At 45.4% G+C, this 19860-nt stretch carries 17 protein-coding genes; 1 reads left to right on the forward strand and 16 read right to left on the reverse strand.

The window, feature by feature from the left end:
• Positions 1-14: 14 nt before the first annotated feature.
• From RIC07_RS06295 to RIC07_RS06350, 12 genes are all read right to left on the reverse strand, one after another.
• Positions 15-851: an ABC transporter permease gene (locus RIC07_RS06295; RefSeq protein ID WP_446393791.1), complete on the reverse strand. Its 837-nt coding sequence runs from the start codon at positions 849-851 to the stop codon at positions 15-17.
• Between the two features lie 234 nt (positions 852-1085).
• Entirely contained in the window at positions 1086-2819 is a 1734-nt protein-coding gene (locus RIC07_RS06300; protein WP_446393774.1) for a diflavin flavoprotein, read from the reverse strand.
• A 117-nt stretch (positions 2820-2936) separates the two neighbouring features.
• Positions 2937-3569, reverse strand: coding sequence for a phosphate-starvation-inducible PsiE family protein (locus RIC07_RS06305; protein ID WP_446371913.1), 633 nt, complete (start codon positions 3567-3569; stop codon positions 2937-2939).
• Positions 3570-3728: 159 nt separating this feature from the next.
• Complete coding sequence (locus RIC07_RS06310; protein WP_446393775.1) at positions 3729-3890, reverse strand: hypothetical protein; 162 nt, start codon at positions 3888-3890, stop codon at positions 3729-3731.
• Between the two features lie 360 nt (positions 3891-4250).
• Positions 4251-5183, reverse strand: coding sequence for a cysteine synthase A (cysK, locus tag RIC07_RS06315; protein ID WP_446393776.1), 933 nt, complete (start codon positions 5181-5183; stop codon positions 4251-4253).
• Positions 5184-5513: 330 nt separating this feature from the next.
• Positions 5514-8171 (reverse strand): cyclic nucleotide-binding domain-containing protein, encoded by a 2658-nt coding sequence (locus RIC07_RS06320; protein WP_446393777.1) that lies wholly within the window; start codon positions 8169-8171, stop codon positions 5514-5516.
• Positions 8172-8251: 80 nt separating this feature from the next.
• The gene (locus RIC07_RS06325; protein WP_446393778.1) at positions 8252-8845 is read right to left on the reverse strand and encodes a ferritin-like domain-containing protein; all 594 of its coding nucleotides are present in this window, start codon (positions 8843-8845) and stop codon (positions 8252-8254) included.
• A gap of 118 nt (positions 8846-8963) precedes the next feature.
• On the reverse strand, positions 8964-10448 hold the full coding sequence (locus tag RIC07_RS06330) for an MFS transporter (protein ID WP_446393779.1): 1485 nt from the start codon (positions 10446-10448) through the stop codon (positions 8964-8966).
• Between the two features lie 112 nt (positions 10449-10560).
• Positions 10561-10896 carry a DUF760 domain-containing protein gene (locus RIC07_RS06335; protein ID WP_446393780.1) on the reverse strand — a complete coding sequence of 112 codons (336 nt, stop codon included), beginning with the start codon at positions 10894-10896 and terminating at the stop codon, positions 10561-10563.
• Between the two features lie 276 nt (positions 10897-11172).
• The gene (locus tag RIC07_RS06340) at positions 11173-12024 is read right to left on the reverse strand and encodes an HAD-IIB family hydrolase (RefSeq protein ID WP_446393781.1); all 852 of its coding nucleotides are present in this window, start codon (positions 12022-12024) and stop codon (positions 11173-11175) included.
• A 193-nt stretch (positions 12025-12217) separates the two neighbouring features.
• On the reverse strand, positions 12218-13792 hold the full coding sequence (locus RIC07_RS06345; protein ID WP_446393782.1) for an ATP-binding response regulator: 1575 nt from the start codon (positions 13790-13792) through the stop codon (positions 12218-12220).
• Positions 13793-13821: 29 nt separating this feature from the next.
• Positions 13822-14964 carry a diguanylate cyclase domain-containing protein gene (locus RIC07_RS06350; protein ID WP_446393783.1) on the reverse strand — a complete coding sequence of 381 codons (1143 nt, stop codon included), beginning with the start codon at positions 14962-14964 and terminating at the stop codon, positions 13822-13824.
• Positions 14965-15248: 284 nt separating this feature from the next.
• Here RIC07_RS06350 and RIC07_RS06355 point away from each other — a divergent pair, with 284 nt between their 5' ends.
• Complete coding sequence (locus tag RIC07_RS06355; RefSeq protein ID WP_446393784.1) at positions 15249-15842, forward strand: hypothetical protein; 594 nt, start codon at positions 15249-15251, stop codon at positions 15840-15842.
• Between the two features lie 245 nt (positions 15843-16087).
• Here RIC07_RS06355 and RIC07_RS06360 read toward each other — a convergent pair whose 3' ends face one another.
• The 4 genes from RIC07_RS06360 to RIC07_RS06375 form a co-directional block, all read right to left on the reverse strand.
• On the reverse strand, positions 16088-17620 hold the full coding sequence (locus tag RIC07_RS06360) for a hybrid sensor histidine kinase/response regulator (protein ID WP_446393785.1): 1533 nt from the start codon (positions 17618-17620) through the stop codon (positions 16088-16090).
• 264 nt (positions 17621-17884) lie between these two features.
• Entirely contained in the window at positions 17885-18142 is a 258-nt protein-coding gene (locus tag RIC07_RS06365) for an FmdB family zinc ribbon protein (RefSeq protein WP_446393786.1), read from the reverse strand.
• A 43-nt stretch (positions 18143-18185) separates the two neighbouring features.
• The gene (gene fmdA / locus RIC07_RS06370) at positions 18186-19361 is read right to left on the reverse strand and encodes a formamidase (RefSeq protein ID WP_446393787.1); all 1176 of its coding nucleotides are present in this window, start codon (positions 19359-19361) and stop codon (positions 18186-18188) included.
• A gap of 247 nt (positions 19362-19608) precedes the next feature.
• Positions 19609-19860: zinc ribbon domain-containing protein (locus RIC07_RS06375; protein ID WP_446393788.1), on the reverse strand; the 252-nt coding region annotated here is incomplete at its 5' end.

Here is a 19860-nt window from a genome sequence, read left to right on the forward strand (position 1 = left end):
CCCTACCCTTCTACCTAACTATGGGGATCTAAAGCGTCTCTTAAACCATCTCCGAGTAAATTAAAGGCTAAAACAGTTAGGGTAATAAACAAACCAGGAAATAATATAGTCCAGGGAGACGATAGGGAATAGCCGCCCTTAAATGCATCGGATAGCATCGTTCCTAATTCCGGTGTGGGAGGTTGTGCGCCTAACCCTAAAAAGCCTAACCCTGCTGCTTCTAAGGTAGCCGTACCAATGGAAAGTGTCCCTTGCACGACTAAAGGACTCAAGCTAGCGGGTAAGATATGATAAACAATAATCCGTCCCGGCGTAGCACCAAACGATCGCACGGTTTGCACAAAGTCTTGTTCTCGCAAGGATAGCACCATAGAACGAGTCAAACGGATGAAAATGGGGACTTGCACCACACCCACAGCAATCATCACACTGGAGATACTTGGACCGGTTACCGTAACGATCGCGATCGCGAGTAGAATTGAGGGAAAGGCTAACAGGATATCGGTTAACCAGCCAATCACGGTTTCTAATCCGCCTCGAAAATAACCCGCGATTAACCCTAACACGACTCCCACGATTAGCCCTAATCCCACGGAAACTAAACCGATAAACAAAGACGTGCGTAACCCATACCATACCAGGTCAAGAATATCTCGTCCTAAACCATCGGTGCCAAACCAATAATCCAAGCTGGGGGGTTGTAACCGGGCGGTATAATTGCGATCGGTTGCCGGGTTATAAGGATTGAGAATCGGTGCCAACAGCGCCAATATGATTATAGTAAGCGTGATTCCCAGACCAATTTTGCCTGATGTTGATTGCCCAAATCGCTGAACGGCTTTGTTTTCCATGGAAACAGGGAACAGGGAGATAGGGGAGATGGGGGAGAAATTGTAGAAATGTTCCGGTGAAACGTCTATTGTAGGGGCGGGTTTTACTATTAACATTTGATTTTCACCCTGATGTTACTAAACCCGCCCCAACGGAGTCCAATAATGCCAATGACGAATGACGAATGACAAATGACAAATGACAAATGACAAATGACGAATGACAAATGACAAATGACAAATGACAAATGACAATCAATAATGATTCCCCGATTTACGGTGATGTACAGCCGTCATCCCGGTTGATTGCAATACTTTACCATTATCAACAACAGCATAGACTAACCAGTGATCGCCGCAGTCCATCCGACTCTGCACTGTACATTCTAAATAAGCCAGGGCATCTTTGATAATCGGACAACCATTTTCCGCTGTTTCCGTCTCTAACCCCGCAAATCGATCGTCCCCTGGCGCAAAGGATTGTAAAAAGTGTCGCCTTACATTCATCCCTTCTTTTAAGATATTCAGGACAAAACTATCTCCTGTATGCGTCAGAGACTCCACTGCCCGATCTTTGGCAATAGCAACAGTAATTCCTGGCGGATTGAATGAGGCTTGCGTGACCCAAGAGGCTAACATCCCACTACGAACATTACCACGCTGCGCCGCAACAACACATAATGACCCGACAATTCGTCCCACCGCCTGCGCCGTTCGGTCAATTTGGGCGCTGCTGACGGCTTGTTTGGGGGCGCGGAATTTCTTGGATTTTTTCAGCGCCTGGGCAAAATCTATGCCGACTTCTTTACAATATTGAATTGTCTCATCGTCAGGTTTAAATTTAACCCGAATCGATTCAAACCCTAAGCGATACCCGGCATCTAAGAGTTTGCTTTCAATTTCATCAACGGCTTCGCCACTCCAGCCATAGGAACCAAACACCCCAGCTAGTTTGGTTTTCGCGGCATTGGAGAGGACAATCCCTAACGCCGTTTGCACTTGAGTGGGGGTATGCCCGCCCAGGGTAGGGGAACCAATTAAAAAGCCATCACAACGTTGAATCGCGGCTTCAATCTCCCCAGGTTCGGCAAATTCACAGTTAATTGATTCGACGGCTGCACCAGTTTTGGTGATTCCTCTGGCGATCGCTTGGGCTAATGTGGCAGTATTTCCATAAGCGGATGCATAAATTAATGCTATTGTCAAGTCCTGTTCAGTCTGCTGCTGACCCCATTGGCGATAGTCATGGAGGAATCGACTGAGGCTATAGCGGACAATCGGACCATGACCTGGCGCGTACATTTTAGCCGAGAACGTGGCTAGTTTGTTCAGGGCGACGTCCACCTGTCGTGCTTGGGCAGCATGGAGACAATCATAATAGTAGCGTCGGTCTTCGTCTAGGCGTTTCCAGTTTTCATCGAAGAGTTCATCGCCGCAGACATGGGCGCCGAAGAGTTTATCTGTAAATAGAATACGGCTTTGGGGATCGTAGGTACATTGTCCATCGGGCCAACGAGGTGTGGGGATGGGGATGAATTGTAGCTGATGATTTTGACCTAAGTCTAAGGTTTCCTCGCCTTTGGGTACCCAAATATTGCATTGGTGTTCCCGTAAGGCATTTTGTAACGCAACCGCCCCAGCTTTAGAACAAACAAAGGTAATTTGTGGGGCTAATTCTAGTAAAGCTTTTAGTGTCACCATCCGGTTGGGATTAACGTGACCTAACATTACATAATCCAATTGCTGCACATTTAGGCATTGCTGCAATTGATTCAGGAAGATTTCGGTAAAGGATTCCCCTGGCGGATCAATCAGCGCTGTTTTATCGGCTTGGATAAGATAGGAGTTGGCGGTTGTACCCCGTTGCAGGGAATATTCTACCTCAAACTTGAGTCTATCCCACGTCCGCGATCGCAAAACAGTTGTATCCGTTCCTTCAATGGCGGCGACTTGGACATCACGGGGTTTAATATCAGGTATTGTAGTCATCGATAATCAGTTGGACGAAATTAATGTTGACGTTTTAGATTAGTAAACAGTTACCTTGGTCGGTTGGGTTGAGGTACGACACCCAACGTTAGGGTTAGCGTAAACATTTTGTGGTAACTACAGCCTTAATTGCTTGTCCGTTGTATTCGTTACCGAGTCTGCGACACCCTTGGTTATCGGATCGAAGTGACCCATTTTATTTGCCACAACAGCCGTATTGGGATAAGGGCTTAATGGATTATCGTGAGACTCCGACATCTGAGGAAGGGTTTGTTTTTTATATCGCAGTGACAACTGTTTCTCTGGGTCAATTCCATCGAATGTTGGCGGCAAGTAAACTCGTACAATTAGTAAGGCTGCCATTACGATTAAAAACGCACAGGCAGCTAAAATTTGAATCCAGGAGGTTTCCAATACTCCCCGCACAATCACTTCTCGCAGCACAGAGACAATCGAAACTTCTACCGCGACGCCAATCGATACTCGTTGTTCTTGTAAGTAAATAATTAGTAGTCGAAATAACTCAACCAAAATCAGCAAGAACAGAATATCTGACGTCACGCCCGGGAAATCTAAGGGCGGTAGCAACTCCACAAACATCTCTCGTAGCTGAATCGCCATAAAAGCAAATAAGCCAACACAGAGGGAAATGATAAATAAGTCTTGAATTGTTTCCAGCGCCCGGACAATGTGATTCCGCTTAACCTTTTCGTACCAGTTCGGCGGCGAGGATGGTAGAGGCTCGTGCATGGGAGGTTCCTTCTGTATCACTAGAACCTAGGTTACATTTTATTTGGTTATTGATACAAGGTTTTATTATTTAAAATCCTAATATTTTTCATCAACAGACACTGATGCTGGGTAGAGACGTAGCATGCTACGTCTCTACATTGCTGATTCAGGCAAGCTCTATGCAACTTTAGGTCGTCTGGACATATCCTCCGCATCAGGCGCACCCTGGAAGCGATCGCGACAGTCCCAGAAAACCTTTTTTAACCCTTGTGTATAAGGCTTCAACAAGCGTCGTTGTTCCGGTGTCACGCGATCTAGGATTTCCTCGACTAATATCATGTCCGCCTAAACAGTCATTATTCCCTTGTGCCTTGCAACCTTTCTCCTTCCGTTGGAGCCTGGTTGGTGAGCTTGCCGAACCCCTCACTGCCCGCGTTCGACTGAACTTCGACAGGCTCAGTTGCCGCGCTCACGACGAAGTCTGTCTTGTCTCCACCGATAGTGTAAGTATTCCACTGGACATGATATTAAATATTTCCTGAATAAAAATGCCAGTCGGATTGAACTCACCAGATTAAGCTGTTCGGTATTTAAACCTTAATGTCAATAATGATGCAATCCTTGACGTAGTGTGAGCATCTTGCTCGCGATATTGAGCATCTTGCTCGCTACTAATACCCAATTTAAATGTATGACAGATTAGTGGGCAAACATTGATGTACTCAGATACCGTTCTCCACCACTGGGTTGAATCACCACAATCAAGCGATCGCGACTTTCGGGACGACAACCGATCTGTAACCCAGCATACACCGCCGCCCCTGTAGAAATGCCACTGAGAATTCCTTCATCCTGCGCCAACTGACGCCCGATGTGATAGGCTTGATCCTCACTCACCTGCATAATTTCGTCAATCAAATTGACCCGCAACACGTCAGGAACAAACCCCGCACCAATTCCTTGCAGATTGTGGATTCCCGCAGGTTTGCCACTTAAAACCGCACTCTTTGTTGGTTCAATCGCCACAATTTTCAGTTGGGGTTTTTGTTGTTTGAGATAGCGCCCCGCCCCAGTGAGTGTTCCCCCTGTGCCAACACCTAGCACAAGATAATCAATTTGTCCAGCCGTCGCTTGCCAAATCTCTGAACCCGTGGTTTGATAATGGATTTTCGGGTTAGCGGGATTACTAAATTGTTGCGGGGAAAACGTATTTGGGAGAGTCGCGAGTAACTCATTTGCCCGGGCGATCGCACCAGCCATATCAGCTTTAGCAGGTGTTAGCACCACTTCTGCACCGTAGGCTTTCACCAATTGCTGACGTTCACGACTCATATTTTCTGGCATAGTTAAAATTAAACGATATCCCTTAGCCGCACAAACCATGGCTAAACCAATACCCGTATTCCCCGATGTCGCCTCAATAATCGTCGAAACTCCTGGCTGAATCAATCCCGCCTCCTCCGCTTCTGCAATCATACTAATCGCAATTCTGTCTTTAATCGATTTTGCTGGATTCATCCCCTCCAGTTTTAAAACAATCGTGGCGATGCAGCCGTGACGTTGAGGAAGGCGTTGAAGTTGCACCAGGGAGGTGCTACCGATAACATCTGTAATATTCGAGTAAATTTTCATAGATGGCAGATGGGAGTACAATTTCACTTACGATAAAATCTTAGGGTTGTTGAACTCTAAATACGCGATCGCGACTCTTCCAAGATGTAGAGACGTTGCATGCAACGTCTGGAACAATTGTGCCGAAAGTCCTAATCGATTTGTCTACTGCTATAGAAAGGATTCATGGGTTCAGTTGCTGTATCAAAGCGGCGGTTCGGGCTGTGGCGGCTTTCAATTCCGCCTCGACAAGACTGTAGTCATGTCTTTACTTGAGAGTTTATTGCTCACCAATTATAGTTGATAGTTGGTTCGTCATTGCGCTGTTTTTACTTAACCCAACACGGAAGTTCACCCCATCATTAATTGAAAGAAAACCACTGTAAAACCAGCCATCAGCACCAAATGAGGCAAATTGTTCCAGAACGGACGTTGGGTAATTTTTAACAACGGATAGATACTGAACACTAAAATTGAAAGCAACGTTACCCCCTGTAAAAAACTCGCCACATCCATACTCCAGGTTAACGTCGATAAATTCGCCCCAGAATAGCCAAAAGTACGAGCAATAACGGGCAGAATTTGACCCGCTTCCGTAATTCCTGCTGGCACATAATAGGCTAAATTTGCCGCTAACACCATGGGCAGATAGGCATAAACCACACTTAAATAATCCGGCATGTCTCGATCCAATAGACGCGCCACTTGATGGGTCAAATAGGTAGTGACAAAGGGAATCAGCAGCAATAACGTCACCACCGGAAACGCCGTCAACAAATGCTCAGAATCTAAGGGTATATTCCCCAAACCCAACCAACCCAGAATCCGGTGCGAATAGTGCATAAAGACGCCGCCAAATAAGAGCAACATCAACGCCACTTCTGCCCAAAACCCTTGATGGTTCTCCAATAAATCCGCCGCCGGAAATCGCAAATTGAACTGCGCTGAACGGTTCGGACAAGCCTTAAGACAGGTCATACACAACACACAATCTCGATTATCCTGTAATTGAGCCGGATGGGAATAGAGAGGACATCCTCCCGTGGCTTGTCCTTCATTGGGTAAGGGATTACTAAAATTAACAGGTGTCGCCTCACTACCTTTGTAACAACCAAACGTACTGCATTGACTGCCACAAACTTGCTGCACTGACCGCACTTCAATCATAGAAAGTTTGGCAAACATCCCATTCATTCCACCAATGGGACAGAGATAGCGACACCAGAGACGGCGTTCATAAATGACACTACAAATTACCGCACCAGCAGCAATTGTAACTAATAACCAAGAGGACAAATAGGGCGTATGAGGTAAATCCCAGAGTTTCTCCCACAAATAAATCGCCACAAATCCGGCAAATAAAACCCAAGCCCCCCACTTATTTAACCATTTCGTAGGCCACGGTAAGAGTTGGCGCGGAAATATCCATAGGGAGACTTTTCTAATCCATTCCCCTGTAATCATAAACGGACATATTGCACACCAAAGACGACCGACAAAGGCAAATAAAAAGAGGTAGAGGGGCCACCACCACGCCCAGAAAAAATTCAAGGTGATGCTGGCATCTCGACTTTGTGGCCCGATATATCCCATCACGGTAACTGGCACAAAAATTGCCATCACGATAAACCAGAACCGTTGGGGCCACCAGTCACTTAAGAGAAATTTACGTAACCACGGGAATTGGTTGAGTAAATCGACACGGAAAGCATTTTTATTTGATTCTACAGACCAGAGAACTTGTTCCGGAATCACCGATTGTCCGGCGGGTGTCATGAAGACAGCACGTTGCAGAATTCCTTCGAGTTCAGAAATATTTCCAGGATAGTCATAACTGATTAAACGGCGAAAATTGGCTTGATCCAGTTGTAATATTTCCTGCCGTTGGCGACAGAATTTCTGGAGGAAATAGCGAGAAAATTCGGGAATATCTCCTTTGCGTTGGGGGAGGCTAAAGAGTTTGATGGAATGGATGTCTACCCCAGACAGGGTGATTTTTTGGGGACTGGCGAGGATCAGGCGCACCCAGGATTGGACAAGGGATGGGGGTGAAGATTCCCCATGTTCGGGGTTGGGATTGGGGGTAAAGCTGCCTGTTTTGATAAAGTGAGTTAAGCGATCGCGCTCTTGGGGAGTTAAGAGATGGATGTTATCAATCAGTAAACTTCCCCGTTCAAGCAGTTCAATCACCCCCAATTGTTCTCCCTGTCTGCCAAATAAGGCATCAGTATTCACCGCACCCGCTTCCGTCTTGGGTAACTCAGCGCAGTCAATTTCGGCAAACTGACGGTTTTGCAGGGCTGATCCGGCATGAATTAACCCAGCCAGAAAGGTTTTCCCACTCCCGGCTGGGGCTTGAAAAATGACAGGTTTTAGGTCATCCTGGGCGTGTTGAATCTGCGATCGCAGTTTTTTGGTGGCTTTACTCGTACCGATGATCTCTTCTCCCCTGGGTACGGGCTGAATATAGGGCTGTAGCCCCTGAATTCTCGCCTGTTCCTTTGCCATTCGCATCGCAAAGTTGGCTAAGTCTTGCGCCAATAGGGTATTAATTGCCCCTTGAAAGTCTGGATAGGTGCGACAGAGGGTGCGAAACTCGGCTTGTCCGAGGAACCAAATTTCACTCTTCGTCAGGGCGACGGCGCCGGCACGATAGCTGGCGGTGTCTTGGTTTTCTACTAATGGTACATAGCCAAAGGTTTCTCCCGCATTGCGATAAGTAATATGGGTTCTACCCACCAGAGAATGGCGATAAATCTCCACAGTTCCCCATTTCAGCAGATACAAACCCACTGGCTTTAACCCTTGGCGATAGATTTCGCCATCCGGTTCTACTGTCAAGGGTTGGAAGGCTTGCGCCATGGCTTGAATGGCGGCGTCGCTAAGTTCTCCCCAAACTCGGTGAAAACTTAACCAGTTGCAGCATTCCTGAATTGCCTGATCATCTAGAGTTGTTCCGACATCATCGGTAGGTTGGAGAGGGAGTTGTTTAATCGGGCTGGCTGACATAAATTCGCCCCGGAAAACCTTAAATACGTCTTAATTATCGATTAATGACAAAGGACAAAGGACAAAAGACCAATGACCCGTTACAATCGACTGTAACAGCGCTCAAACGCAGGTAAATGGCGATTAGCAGAAGCATCACGCAATTGGGAGAAAGCGGCGGAGATATCGGGTTCTTGGACAAAGGATAAAAAGCGATCGTACATTTTTAGATTCTCGATTTCGCCGTCTATGCTGATTTTACAGGCGGCTTTCAGGCTATCGGGTGCCTCAATCGTTCCGGTAAACGTATCTGCTGGTACTGGCACTCCATATTTAATCAACAGGGTTTCCAACCGTTGAGCGTGTCTAGCTTCGGCGTGAACAATATTACTAAATGGTCGCACAGCACCGAACTTATTCATAACCGCTTCGTAGAAGGCGCGGGCTTTATATTCATCTTGGATGGCTTCAATCAACGCGGCTTGGGTTTCGTGGTTGAGTTGATACACAACATTACTGGGTTGTTGTGACGCAGATTCAGCCAAGGCGCTGCTGCATGTCAGCACCATTGTCCCCAAAACCACGCTAGGTAATCGACACCCTCTGCGTCGTCGCCCATGGTTATCCGTCTCTAGGGTTGTCTGGCGATGCCGACGATGCTTGTGTTGCCGTTGGTGATGGTGAAGGTTATTCATGGAGGTTTCTCTATCTATATCTCTATCGTTGCCTGATCCAGGAATCAACAAGGCATCAGCGTAAATTTTCTTCTAATTATTTTATATCACTATAAAGTTATTTAACAATCTTAGCGTTTCATCCGTAGTCTTCCCCATCTGCCCCATCTCCCTCATCTTCCCCATCTCCCTCATCTCCCCCATCTCTTAACGTTTCCGTATTCCGGCGTTCGATGAGTTGCAGCAGGATTTCGCCATGGAAGGAACGACTAATCGGATAGAAGTACGCCCAAGCTAAACCTCCCATGAGGACAATAGCAGGAATCGGACCAATCAGCAGACGAATCGTCCACAACGCGGATTCTGGTTGAGTCACGGGTAATTGTTCGGATGTGGTGGAGATGAACCCAGACACGTCGAGGGCTTTACCCACGAGGAAGAGTGCGATCGCGACGGCAATTTTGTGTATTTGTACAACTAATCCGTAGAAAATGCCCTCCCGCCGTTGTCCGGTGTTGAGTTCGTCGAAATCAACAACATCGGGAAGCATTGACCAGGGTACAATATAAGCCGTAGACAAACCCAGCCCCACAAATACCGCCAGAACATACATTAATCCTACTTGATTGGGTTGTAAGAAACACAGTCCCAGCAACGCGCATAAGCTGAACGGGATACCCATGCCATAGATAGCACGTTTACCCACACGTTTGGCGATCGCACTCCAGACAAATGTCATGCTTAGGGCTGTTCCTTGAACCGTTAGCGCGGTTTGGGTAAAGTGATGATCAGGTAATCCCATCCAATGAACCACAAAATAGGGCAGAATCGCCGCCGTTGTTTGCAGACTTAACCAAGAACACAAATAAATCCCAATTACACAAATAAACGGGAAGTTACTGAACGCAATCCGAAACTGTTGGGTGATGGGTAAAAAAGATACTTGAGTCACGGATTCCCGTTGGGCTTCGATTTGCTTATAACGCTTATGCGTTCCCCAAACACATAGAAAAACCGCTAACGTGGCGACGATTGCACAAATTGTTCCCAGAATCCGATACTCTTGAGACGGATCATCAATCTGGGCAAAAATAATCTGGGCTAAACCCAGCGAGAAAATACTTGCACCGATACTAAACGCGGCTTTAAAGCTAATTAAACCAATGCGTTCGTCATAGCTTTGAGTTAGTTCAGCCGCTAACGCATTATGGGTGAGAACAACTGAGGTATAAGCCGCATAAAAGAGAATCCCAATTCCGCCATAATAGGCAAATAGTAGCCACTGATTCGAGGTGGGCGGAACAAACCACTGTAAGCTAAAGCCAATCCCCAAGGGAATCGCCCCAATCAACATCCAGGGGTAACGCCGCCCTAAAGGGGAACGAGTGCGATCGCTCAAATACCCGATCATCGGATCGTTAATCGCATCCCAAACCTTGCCAATCAGCAAAACACTCCCCGCCAAGGTGGGATTTAACCCCGCCACATTGGTGAGGAAAAACAGCAAGAAAAAGACTAAGATATTACCCGGAATCTCTCCTCCCAGTTCTCCAACTCCATAAGCGAGTTTGGTGGGTAAATTCAAGGGTTCACTGGGAGTTTTCTGGGGAAAAGGGTTAGCCATCAGGGAAGTTTACCACTCATTTTGAGCGATCATCTCACTTCTGATGGCAGATGACAAGGTTGTCTTTTGTCCTTCGTCCGTCGTCCTTTGTCCTGAGTTCACAGATTATCAATTAATTATCATGCATTTCTGCGACTTCGTGCAGCGACTTTTCAAATTCCAGGCGCTGTTGAGCATTGCGGAGAAAGTAACCGCTCATCATTGCAGAAACTAATAACCGACTTAGATTTTCGCGGTTGGTCGTAACAGTGACATTAAAATGTTCGTGAGGAAGTGCGCCTAACATTCCGATTAGGTTGCGTTCCATCACCTGAACCACTTCCGGATCAGGTTTGGAGAGTTGAGCAACGGTTTCTGGATGCAGAGACTGGACATATTGCCAGAGTAAGTTACCGCCTTCGCCTTCGCCATCAAAGAATTCTGGAACTCGATTGGACAGATTGTTCATGGTAATAATCGAAATTGGGTAGTGTCGTTTGTTTTCCTATCTCTTATCTCTTACTTTAATCAATCTCTTAGTCGTCGCCTAGTGAGTGCAACCGAACACCTGTGGCGGATTTTACGACGTGATCAACTATAGACTCACATTAACCCTGAGCGAAGTCGAAGGGTTAAATAGGTGGACACAATAAAAGCTAACGGTGAAAATTGTCATTTGTCATTTAGTCGGGGCGGGTTTAGTTACATCTGGGTATAACAAAAAAAATAGTAGTGAAACCCGCCCCTACACACTCTCCCTCATCTTCCCCATCTTCCCCTGATCCCCCAAGACAACCCCCCTCACTGCTTCCGCCCAACCCTGAGAACCGGGTGCGGGTGCGACTTGCCATCCTTTACCGGATAAGCCGGGATGAATGCCTTTATTTCCAGGAACAATTACCGGACTATCCACCGCTTCCAGCATCTCCAAGTCATTGGGACTATTGCCTAAACCCAGGGTAGTAATTTTGGCATCGGGTTGAGCAGATTGGTAGGAGTCTACTAACCACTGTACCGCTTTTCCTTTACCTGCTCCAGCACCAATCAAATGACAGAAGCGATCGCCAACAACTATCCGGTATCCTAAGTCTTGTACTATTTCGTTAAGGCGTTCTGATGTTACCTTCTTAGGAGTCACAAAGGGTTCGGTAAACTCCCGCGCCTTGGCTTGTTTTGCTTCATCGGAGGACAATCCTGTCAAGTGACAAATCTCGGCTTCACTCATATCCCCAAATCCCTGCAAGGCTTCATTGATAACGGTGGCTATTTTCTTTAATCCAAGTCTTGCTTCAGCATAAGTACAACCTAAGCGATGCAGATAATAACCCCCACATTGGTTACTTTTTGGTAAGGTTAAGTGGTGATAATCCAGGGGAACAAAGATACCGCTACCATTTTCCACAATAAACGGATCATTGATTTGTAGGGATTGGCGTAACGTTTCAACTTCTAGGCGTGTCTTACTGGTAACCGGAATAACCGGAATCTGATTATCCTTTAAGGTATTGAGAACTGGAATCGCATTCTGATAACTGTAAGTCTCAGAATCTAGAATTGTGCCATCTAAGTCGGTGAAAATGATTAAAAAGCTTGTCATTTGTCATTCGTCAGACCCAATTCGGGTTAGCTACCCCGATTATAACCTAGTCCGCGTAGGCGGACTTTGTTTGTTTAGCTGCGATTTCAATCGCCCTAGGACATCGGTCAATAAACCGGGTTTCTTTGGGTCAAAGGTTGATATTGTGTTGTCATCCTCATGAGAAACCCGGTTTCTAGGAATACTTGACGCCCTAACAGGTAGTCATTTTTCCGCCATAATCATAATACTGATCAATTAATTTCAGAATCTCCTCATAATCAAAGTTATCCGCGAGTTCCAACACCTGCGTCATAAAGGCAAGATAGTCATGATTTAATTGTTGGAGTCGCGAAATTTGCTGCTGCACATTTTGAACGTCACCCATTTGAGCAGCTTCATACAGCAGTAGTAGTTCTGCTAACGGCGGTACTACTACTTCAGGTTCTGGGGATAAGGTGTTGATGATTTGATGCGACTCATCCCCAAGTTCCTGAGATAGAGTTTGGCTCTGACTATCATTAATCATAGTAAAATATGACGTGGGTAAGTTCGTTAATACATCTAAATCAAACCAAAATTTGCTTCCTAGGTTGGGACGACTTTCCAGAAAAATTTTACTTCCCATAAGAGCCAGGATTTTTTGGCTAATGGTCAGTCCTAACCCCGTTCCTTCTGGGCTATGTGAACTCTCCATCACTTGCTCAAAGGGTAAGAAGATTTTCTCCCATTTTTTTGGAGTAATTCCTATCCCTGTATCTTCAATTTCAAAGCGGATATTGGCAAGAGTTTTTTGTACTTTATCCGTTTGCCTTGATGAAGTTACTTTATGGCCATTCAGTTCACAACTGTAATTCCTGACACTCACTTTTAAAGTGACACTACCTTGATGAGTAAACTTAATTGCATTAGAAAGCAGATTAATTAAAACTTGGCGCAGACGTTTTTCATCAATATATATCTCTGGGGGAAGTGAAGTTAGGGAAAAATAGGCAAATTTAAGTTTTTTCTCTTGAGCTTTGAACTTGAAGAGTTCAGCCAGATGATTTAAAAATAAACAAAAATCAATATAATCGGGGAATATTTCCAGTTTTTGAGCTTCGATTTTAGATAAATCTAAGATATCGTTAATTAGGGTAAGCAGATGACTACCGCACTGATAAATAACGCCAATTCCCTTGTGTTGCAAAGGAGTGCAATCGGTATCTTTTTGCAGCAGTTGAGCGTAACCCAAAATGCCTGTGAGAGGAGAACGGAGTTCATGACTCATGTTAGCTAGAAACACACTTTTGGCACGGTTGGCGGCTTCAGCTTGCTCAACGGCTTGGTGCAAAGCGGCTTCAGTTTGTTGGCGAATCTGAATTTCTTGAATTAGCTGTGAATTTTGCTCAACGAGTTGTTGAGAAAGTCTCTGGAGGCGCAATTGATTCTCGACTCGCGCCACAACTTCTGGGGCTTGAAAGGGTTTAGTAATGTAGTCCACACCGCCAACGGCAAAGGCTTTTAGTTTATCAGTCGTTTCATTTAAGGCACTTAAAAATATGATGGGAATTGAACCAGTGTTGGTGTCTTGTTTAAGAATCGAGCAGACTGTATAGCCATCCATCTGTGGCATTTTAATGTCGAGGAGAATTAAGTCTGGTGGGTGAGAACGAACCGTTTCTAATGCCACCTTTCCACTAATAGCTTTTCTAACTTTATAACCCTCCAATTTAAGAATTGCCGCCAAGGATCGCAAGTTATCTATATTGTCATCTACGATTAAAAGACTCGTTTGCTTGTCTACCATAACCACCCTCTGCTCTCGTCGGTTTAGTTTTAAATAGTGCAGTATAAATTTGCAGGAATTGAGTATTCCGCTACCGTCTGATTTCTGCCTCCTGCTTTAGCTCGATACAGTGCCTGATCTGCCTGATTAATTAACGCTTCTATGTTTACTAAAGGATTAGGAATTAGGCTAGACACGCCTAAACTTAAAGTGACATATTTACTGATCTCGGAACCCCCATGGGGAATCTTGAGATTTTCCACGCCTTGGCGGATAGTTTCGGCAACATGAATCGCGCCTTTGGCATCAGTATTGGGTAAAATTACGGCAAATTCTTCACCGCCATAGCGGGCGACTAAATCGGCGGGACGTTTAACCAAGAGGCGGATTTTAGTGGCTACGTTTCGCAGACAATCATCGCCGGCTTGATGTCCATAGGTATCGTTATAACGCTTAAAAAAATCAATATCTCCTAAAATTAAGGAAAGGGGGAGTTGCTCTCGAAATAGTCGTTGCCATTCTCGATGAATGTATTGGTCAAATTTGCGGCGATTGGCGATTCCAGTTAAGCCATCTATAGTCACTAAATATTTGAGTTTCTGATTGGCTTCAAATAAAGCCGTTTCGACTTTAATCCGCTGGATCAATGTGCCTAACTGAGCCGCGATAAGCTGAATAAAGTCGATTAATCTCGGTTCGGGTTCACTCCTGGCTTGTTTGAAAAAGACTAAAATGGCTAAGACGCGATCGCGAAATAGAATCGGTACGCCGACACCCGTGTTCAGGTCAAGATTTAACCCCCCTTCAGCACACAGACAACAGCAAGCCGATTCTGCCGAAATCTCGGTGATCCATTCCGGCTTTTTCGATACCCACACTCGCCCCGGTAGTCCAATATTCGGCGCAAACGTAGTAGTTTTTCGATGATATCTAAATAAGTCAAAGGTGGGATCGCGACTATACCATCCCCGACTACAGTCTAGGAGAGTTTCTTTCGGATTAGGAATCCACGCTTCAGCAAAATCCCAATCGATAGTTTGACAAATTTTCGTTAATGTGATGGTTAGGGCAGACTGAAAATCATCGGTTTGGCTAATCCGGTGAGTCAGGGTTAATAAAAGCTGTAATTGGGCATTTTGATCTTGAAGTAGCTTCTTTTGGGTGAGAAGTTCTTGGCGTTGATGGGCGAGCATCAGGTTATTTTTAACGCGGATTAATACCTCTTGCGCCTGAAAGGGTTTTACTCGATAGCTTTGCAGCCTTCAGTGATGAGCAAAACTGGTTAAGTGGACTATACTTTCTCCCCCAGGCTTTCCGAACAGCCATCGTCGTCATCCACCAACTCCCCCGTAGTCCAGAAACCCTATGGCTGAGACTTCTGGGAAAGGGCAGAGTCCAACAGCAAGCCATAGAGGAGATCACCGCATTACCCGAAGACAGTCAACGGCGGGAGTCTACGCTAGAGTTATTGTATAACTTGCAAGCCAACTTACAAGCCAATCAAGAACAACCCTTAGACACAGAGGAGAGGGAGTTAATTATGGCATTAGCACCCCTTTATCGGCAACAACTGGATGCGGCTCGGCAACAAGCCAGGGAAGAAGCTATGCAACAGGGATTACAGGAGGGATTACAGCAGGGATTACAGCAGGGATTACAACAGGGATTACAACAAGGATTACAACAAGGATTACAGCAGGGATTACAGCAGGGATTACAACAGGGACAACGGCTGATTATCGAAAACGTTCTCCAGACTCGCTTGGGACAGTTAACCTCTACCCTCGCTGCTTTAATCACTCCCTTATCGGCATTGCCCTCTCAGCAGTTAACTCCCTTTCTACTGCAATTGTCTCAACTCGAAAATAGTGAATCAGGAATTCAACAGGCACAGCGTTTCATTGTCGAAAATTTACTCAGAATTCGTTTTGGAGAATTGGACGCTCAACTCACCGCACTGGTCACTCCTTTATTAGGATTACCTCCCCAAGACTTAAGTCAATACCTCTCACAATTGCCTCAGCTATCCCGTGAGCAACTCCTGGCTCGATTTCCCCAAGCCAGTTCTTAAACGTGCCGTTGTCGTTCCCTCAGAGGAGCAGTTCAACAACCCCAACTTACTTTGTTGAAGTTGGGGATTGCCGGACAAACGGTGAATGAAAAATAACTAAGTAGGTTGGTGGAAATAAACTTAACTAGATTAAGTTATGTAAACAAGGCTCAAACCCTACTGTTCCCTGTTCCCTGTTCCCTGTTCCCTGTTCCCTGTTCCCTAATCTCCACCGCTAACTTTAATTGTGTCCACCTACTTAGATATTACTGAACTGATTCTTTATAAACTGGCAATGTAAAATAAAAGGTACTCCCAGAACCTAAGGTACTTTCCGCCCAAATTCCCCCCCCATGTTGCTGGATAATGCTGCGGCAAATCGCCAATCCTAAACCGGTACCTCCTTTTTGGCGGGAATCGGAAACATCGACTTGCTGAAATCGCCCAAAGATGCGTTCAAGGTGTTCCGTGGGAATTCCTCGTCCTTGGTCGGTAACGTGAAATAAAATACAATCTGACTGATGTTGGACACCCACGGTGATCGTCGTATTACTCTCAGAAAACTTGATCGCATTACTCAATAGATTCGTCAGGGTTTGAATAATCGTATCAGGCGCAACATAGACTTGAGCCGATAGGGGAGTCACCTGGATAGCAATTCCCGCCGCCTCCGCGATCGCGTCTATCGCTTCGACGGAATGTTTGATTAAATCTGCCACATCGCAGACTTCCTTAACTAGCGTCACTTGACCGGAATCCAAGCGTTCTAAACTGAGGATGTCATTCACCAACCGCCCTAAGCGATCGCAGTCTGTTACCGCAATATCTAACATCCGTTTGGCTTTGTCAGGTTGATTATCATAGACTCCCATCTTAAGCAAACCCAGAGAACCGCGCATTGAGGTGAGTGGAGTGCGAAGTTCATGACTCACCAGAGAGATGAATTCATTTTTCATCCGTTCCACAGCCTGACGCTGGGTAATATCTTCGCCAATACTCATGATTCCTGCGATCGCGCCAGTAATATCTCTTAGCACAGTATTATTCCATGCAATCAGTCGTTCTTCACCGGATTTGGTCAGAATGGAGTTCTGGTAGTAGGCGTGGCTGTTGTGGTATAAAAGTTCATGGAAAGTTTGTTTAAGCTGCGGCTGATCGGAGGATGGGATAAATGTATTGAACCAGTTTTTCCCGAAAACTTCGGCTGAAGTATAGCCAGTTAAGCTTAAACCAAAGGGGTTCATATACTCCACATCCCCCTGCCAATCTAAGCCAACAACCAGTAGTTGCACATTCTCTAACAGCGATCGCCATCGACGTTCGGTTTCTTGCAGGATCTGTTGGGTTTGATGACGCTTTTCGTACTCTTGCTGTAAGCAGGCATTTTGTGCAGTGAGTTGCTGGGTTAACGCCCGCAGTTGCAGGTGAGTCTGGACACGAAGTAACACCTCTTCAAGCTGAATTGGCTTGCTGATATAGTCTACAGCACCCAGTTTTAGCCCCTTAATCTTGTAACTAGGATTCGCGCGATCGGCAACGGCTGTCATAAAAATAACTGGAATATCTTGGGTTTCCTCCTGCGCTTTTAAACGACGACAGACTTCAAACCCGTCCATTTCTGGCATCACCACATCCAACAAAATTAGATCCGGTGAAGTTATTGTCACAATTTTTAACGCTTGGATGCCACTTTTAACCGCGAGGACGTTAAATCCTGCTTTCATTAAAAAATCTGAGACTAATTGCAGATTAGCCACAGTATCATCAACCAATAAGATTTGGGGCAAGGAAGAGGACATGAACGGACTGGCATGACTGAATTTTGCAAAAAGCGGCACGTTGCCATTTTTATTGTTGCATAAGTGGGTGAGTTTTAACTCAGACCTTGCAACATTTTTAGTCCGCCTATTTGTTCTCGCTCAATTGTCCTTTTCCTGTGATTTTCCCTAAGAGCGGGTTTAGTCCAGTTATCAGTTTTATTGATAACCTTATCGGTACAACCCGCGCCTACAAATTACCTTCTCCTGCGTCTTATCTTCTGCTTAATTTACGCCTAATTAAGATTAATGACTCACCATCCAAGGGCGTCCATTTTTCTGCTGACCATACTTTGGTGTTGTCGATTCTGTCGAACGCTTCACCCGTCGCGGTTCCTTTGGTTTGGGTAAACTCCCCGAATTTAAATTCACCATGGGCGCAGAAAATACCCGTTTCGCTACCCTCTGACAGGTTGGACAAAGCAGCGGTGTTCCTGCTTCTGCCAATGTGCGCCATTTCTCAAAATCCCCACAAGTATCACAGCGAAATTCGTACAACGGCATACCTTTATTACTCCTTATAACCTTCTACCTCTGCTTTCTTATACTAGGTTGGCAGAATTGGCTGATTAAAAATTTCCGTGGGCAAGGCTAATGTACAACAGGCATTAGGAATATCCACAATTCCACTAATCCGCCCTTCAATCGGCGCACAGCTTAACAGTAAATAGGCTTGTTCTCCCGTAAATCCAAACTTTTTTAGGTACTCAATCGCATTTAAACACGCCCGTCGATAAGCGACATGAGCATCTAAATAATATTGCTGCCCAGTCACTTCATCAACTGAAATCCCTTCAAAAACTAAATACTCCGAATAGCGCGGTTCAACGGGACCTGGCTTAAAAATTGGGTTAGTCATCCCATATTTTTCCACACCCCCTTTAATAATATCGACGTGCAGATCAATATAACCCGACATTTCAATCGCACCGCAGAATGAAATCTCACCATCTCCCTGGGAAAAATGAATATCTCCCATAGACAGTTTTGCACCATCTACATAGACTGGAAAATAAATCCGTGACCCTCTCGATAGATTCTTAATATCACAATTTCCCCCATGTTCACGCGGCGGAACCGTGCGGGCGGCTTCAGCGGCAACTCGGTCAAATTCTGCCCCGTTTAACGACCCTAAAATTGCATTTTGCGGGTTAGGTAATGCCGCTAAGGGTGGCACACGATTAGGATTTGTTGCCACCAATTCCGCTTCCCGTTTATTCCATTGTGCTAATAATTCTGCTGACGGCGCACACCCAATTAAACCGGGATGAGTGATTCCGGCAAATCGCACGCCGGGAATATGACGAGAATGAGTATAAATCCCCTGTAAATCCCATATCGCTTTAGCCGCATTGGGAAAATGATCTGTGAGAAATCCACCACCATTTTCTCTAGCAAAAATACCCGTAAAGCCCCATTCATCCCCCGGTAATGCACCAATATCTAATAAATCAACAACCAGAATATCGCCCGGTTGCGCCCCATTCACATGAATAGGTCCACTCAACACATGTACCACGGTTAAATCTACATCCCGCACATCATCGGGGTTATCATTATTTTTAATTTGCCCATCTGTCCAATCTTTACATTCAATGCGAAAGACATCGCCAGGATTGACAGAAACCACGGCGGGAATATCAGGATGCCAGCGATTATGACCGACTAACTCCTGTTCTGACATGGGTTTAGTGAGGTCTACTTTAAATAAAACGTCGGGCATAGAATACCTCTGATGAATAGATTGTTTTGTTGTAACTATTCAACGAGGAAACGAAAAGTAATTACTGTATAATTAACTACAAAAAAAGCTGATATTTAATAGATAAGCTTTTTAATATTAAATAGTGTAAATAAACCGATCCATTATTAAAGGAGAGTTTTTGCCTAAAACTAATTCATTAAAAGCTTAACTAATTCTTGAGTGATGGGAAAACCCATTTGAGACTCGACATTTGACACTCCCCCGGCTATAAGAGCGCGGGGGATTCTTCCGTCACAGGGAGGTAGAGTTTAGCGTCTTCCAGGACGTGACCTTTACCCTCAGAAAGCTTACCAACCGTGTGTCCCACGGCTTCCAGTCCTCTAATTTCTATAATGCGAGCGGATGCCACATCCCTATCGGCTGTGTACCCACAATACTGGCATTTGTGTACTCGTTGGGATAGTTTCTTTTTGCCTGTATCCTCTAAGCAGTTGGGGCAAGTCTGACTTGTTCCGGC

It is taken from the genome of Coleofasciculus sp. E1-EBD-02 (assembly GCF_040218245.1).
Lineage (GTDB): Bacteria > Cyanobacteriota > Cyanobacteriia > Cyanobacteriales > Coleofasciculaceae > Coleofasciculus.

Excerpts from the sequence above, each read along its gene's own strand:
- RIC07_RS06295 (WP_446393791.1), bottom strand. The coding sequence starts at position 851 with ATGGAAAACAAAGCCGTTCAGCGATTTGGGCAATCAACATCAGGCAAA.
- RIC07_RS06300 (WP_446393774.1), bottom strand. The coding sequence starts at position 2,819 with ATGACTACAATACCTGATATTAAACCCCGTGATGTCCAAGTCGCCGCC.
- RIC07_RS06305 (WP_446371913.1), bottom strand. The coding sequence starts at position 3,569 with ATGCACGAGCCTCTACCATCCTCGCCGCCGAACTGGTACGAAAAGGTT.
- RIC07_RS06310 (WP_446393775.1), bottom strand. The coding sequence starts at position 3,890 with ATGATATTAGTCGAGGAAATCCTAGATCGCGTGACACCGGAACAACGA.
- cysK (WP_446393776.1), bottom strand. The coding sequence starts at position 5,183 with ATGAAAATTTACTCGAATATTACAGATGTTATCGGTAGCACCTCCCTG.
- RIC07_RS06320 (WP_446393777.1), bottom strand. The coding sequence starts at position 8,171 with ATGTCAGCCAGCCCGATTAAACAACTCCCTCTCCAACCTACCGATGAT.
- RIC07_RS06325 (WP_446393778.1), bottom strand. The coding sequence starts at position 8,845 with ATGAATAACCTTCACCATCACCAACGGCAACACAAGCATCGTCGGCAT.
- RIC07_RS06330 (WP_446393779.1), bottom strand. The coding sequence starts at position 10,448 with ATGGCTAACCCTTTTCCCCAGAAAACTCCCAGTGAACCCTTGAATTTA.
- RIC07_RS06335 (WP_446393780.1), bottom strand. The coding sequence starts at position 10,896 with ATGAACAATCTGTCCAATCGAGTTCCAGAATTCTTTGATGGCGAAGGC.
- RIC07_RS06340 (WP_446393781.1), bottom strand. The coding sequence starts at position 12,024 with ATGACAAGCTTTTTAATCATTTTCACCGACTTAGATGGCACAATTCTA.
- RIC07_RS06345 (WP_446393782.1), bottom strand. The coding sequence starts at position 13,792 with ATGGTAGACAAGCAAACGAGTCTTTTAATCGTAGATGACAATATAGAT.
- RIC07_RS06350 (WP_446393783.1), bottom strand. The coding sequence starts at position 14,964 with ATGCTCGCCCATCAACGCCAAGAACTTCTCACCCAAAAGAAGCTACTT.
- RIC07_RS06360 (WP_446393785.1), bottom strand. The coding sequence starts at position 17,620 with ATGTCCTCTTCCTTGCCCCAAATCTTATTGGTTGATGATACTGTGGCT.
- RIC07_RS06365 (WP_446393786.1), bottom strand. The coding sequence starts at position 18,142 with ATGCCGTTGTACGAATTTCGCTGTGATACTTGTGGGGATTTTGAGAAA.
- fmdA (WP_446393787.1), bottom strand. The coding sequence starts at position 19,361 with ATGCCCGACGTTTTATTTAAAGTAGACCTCACTAAACCCATGTCAGAA.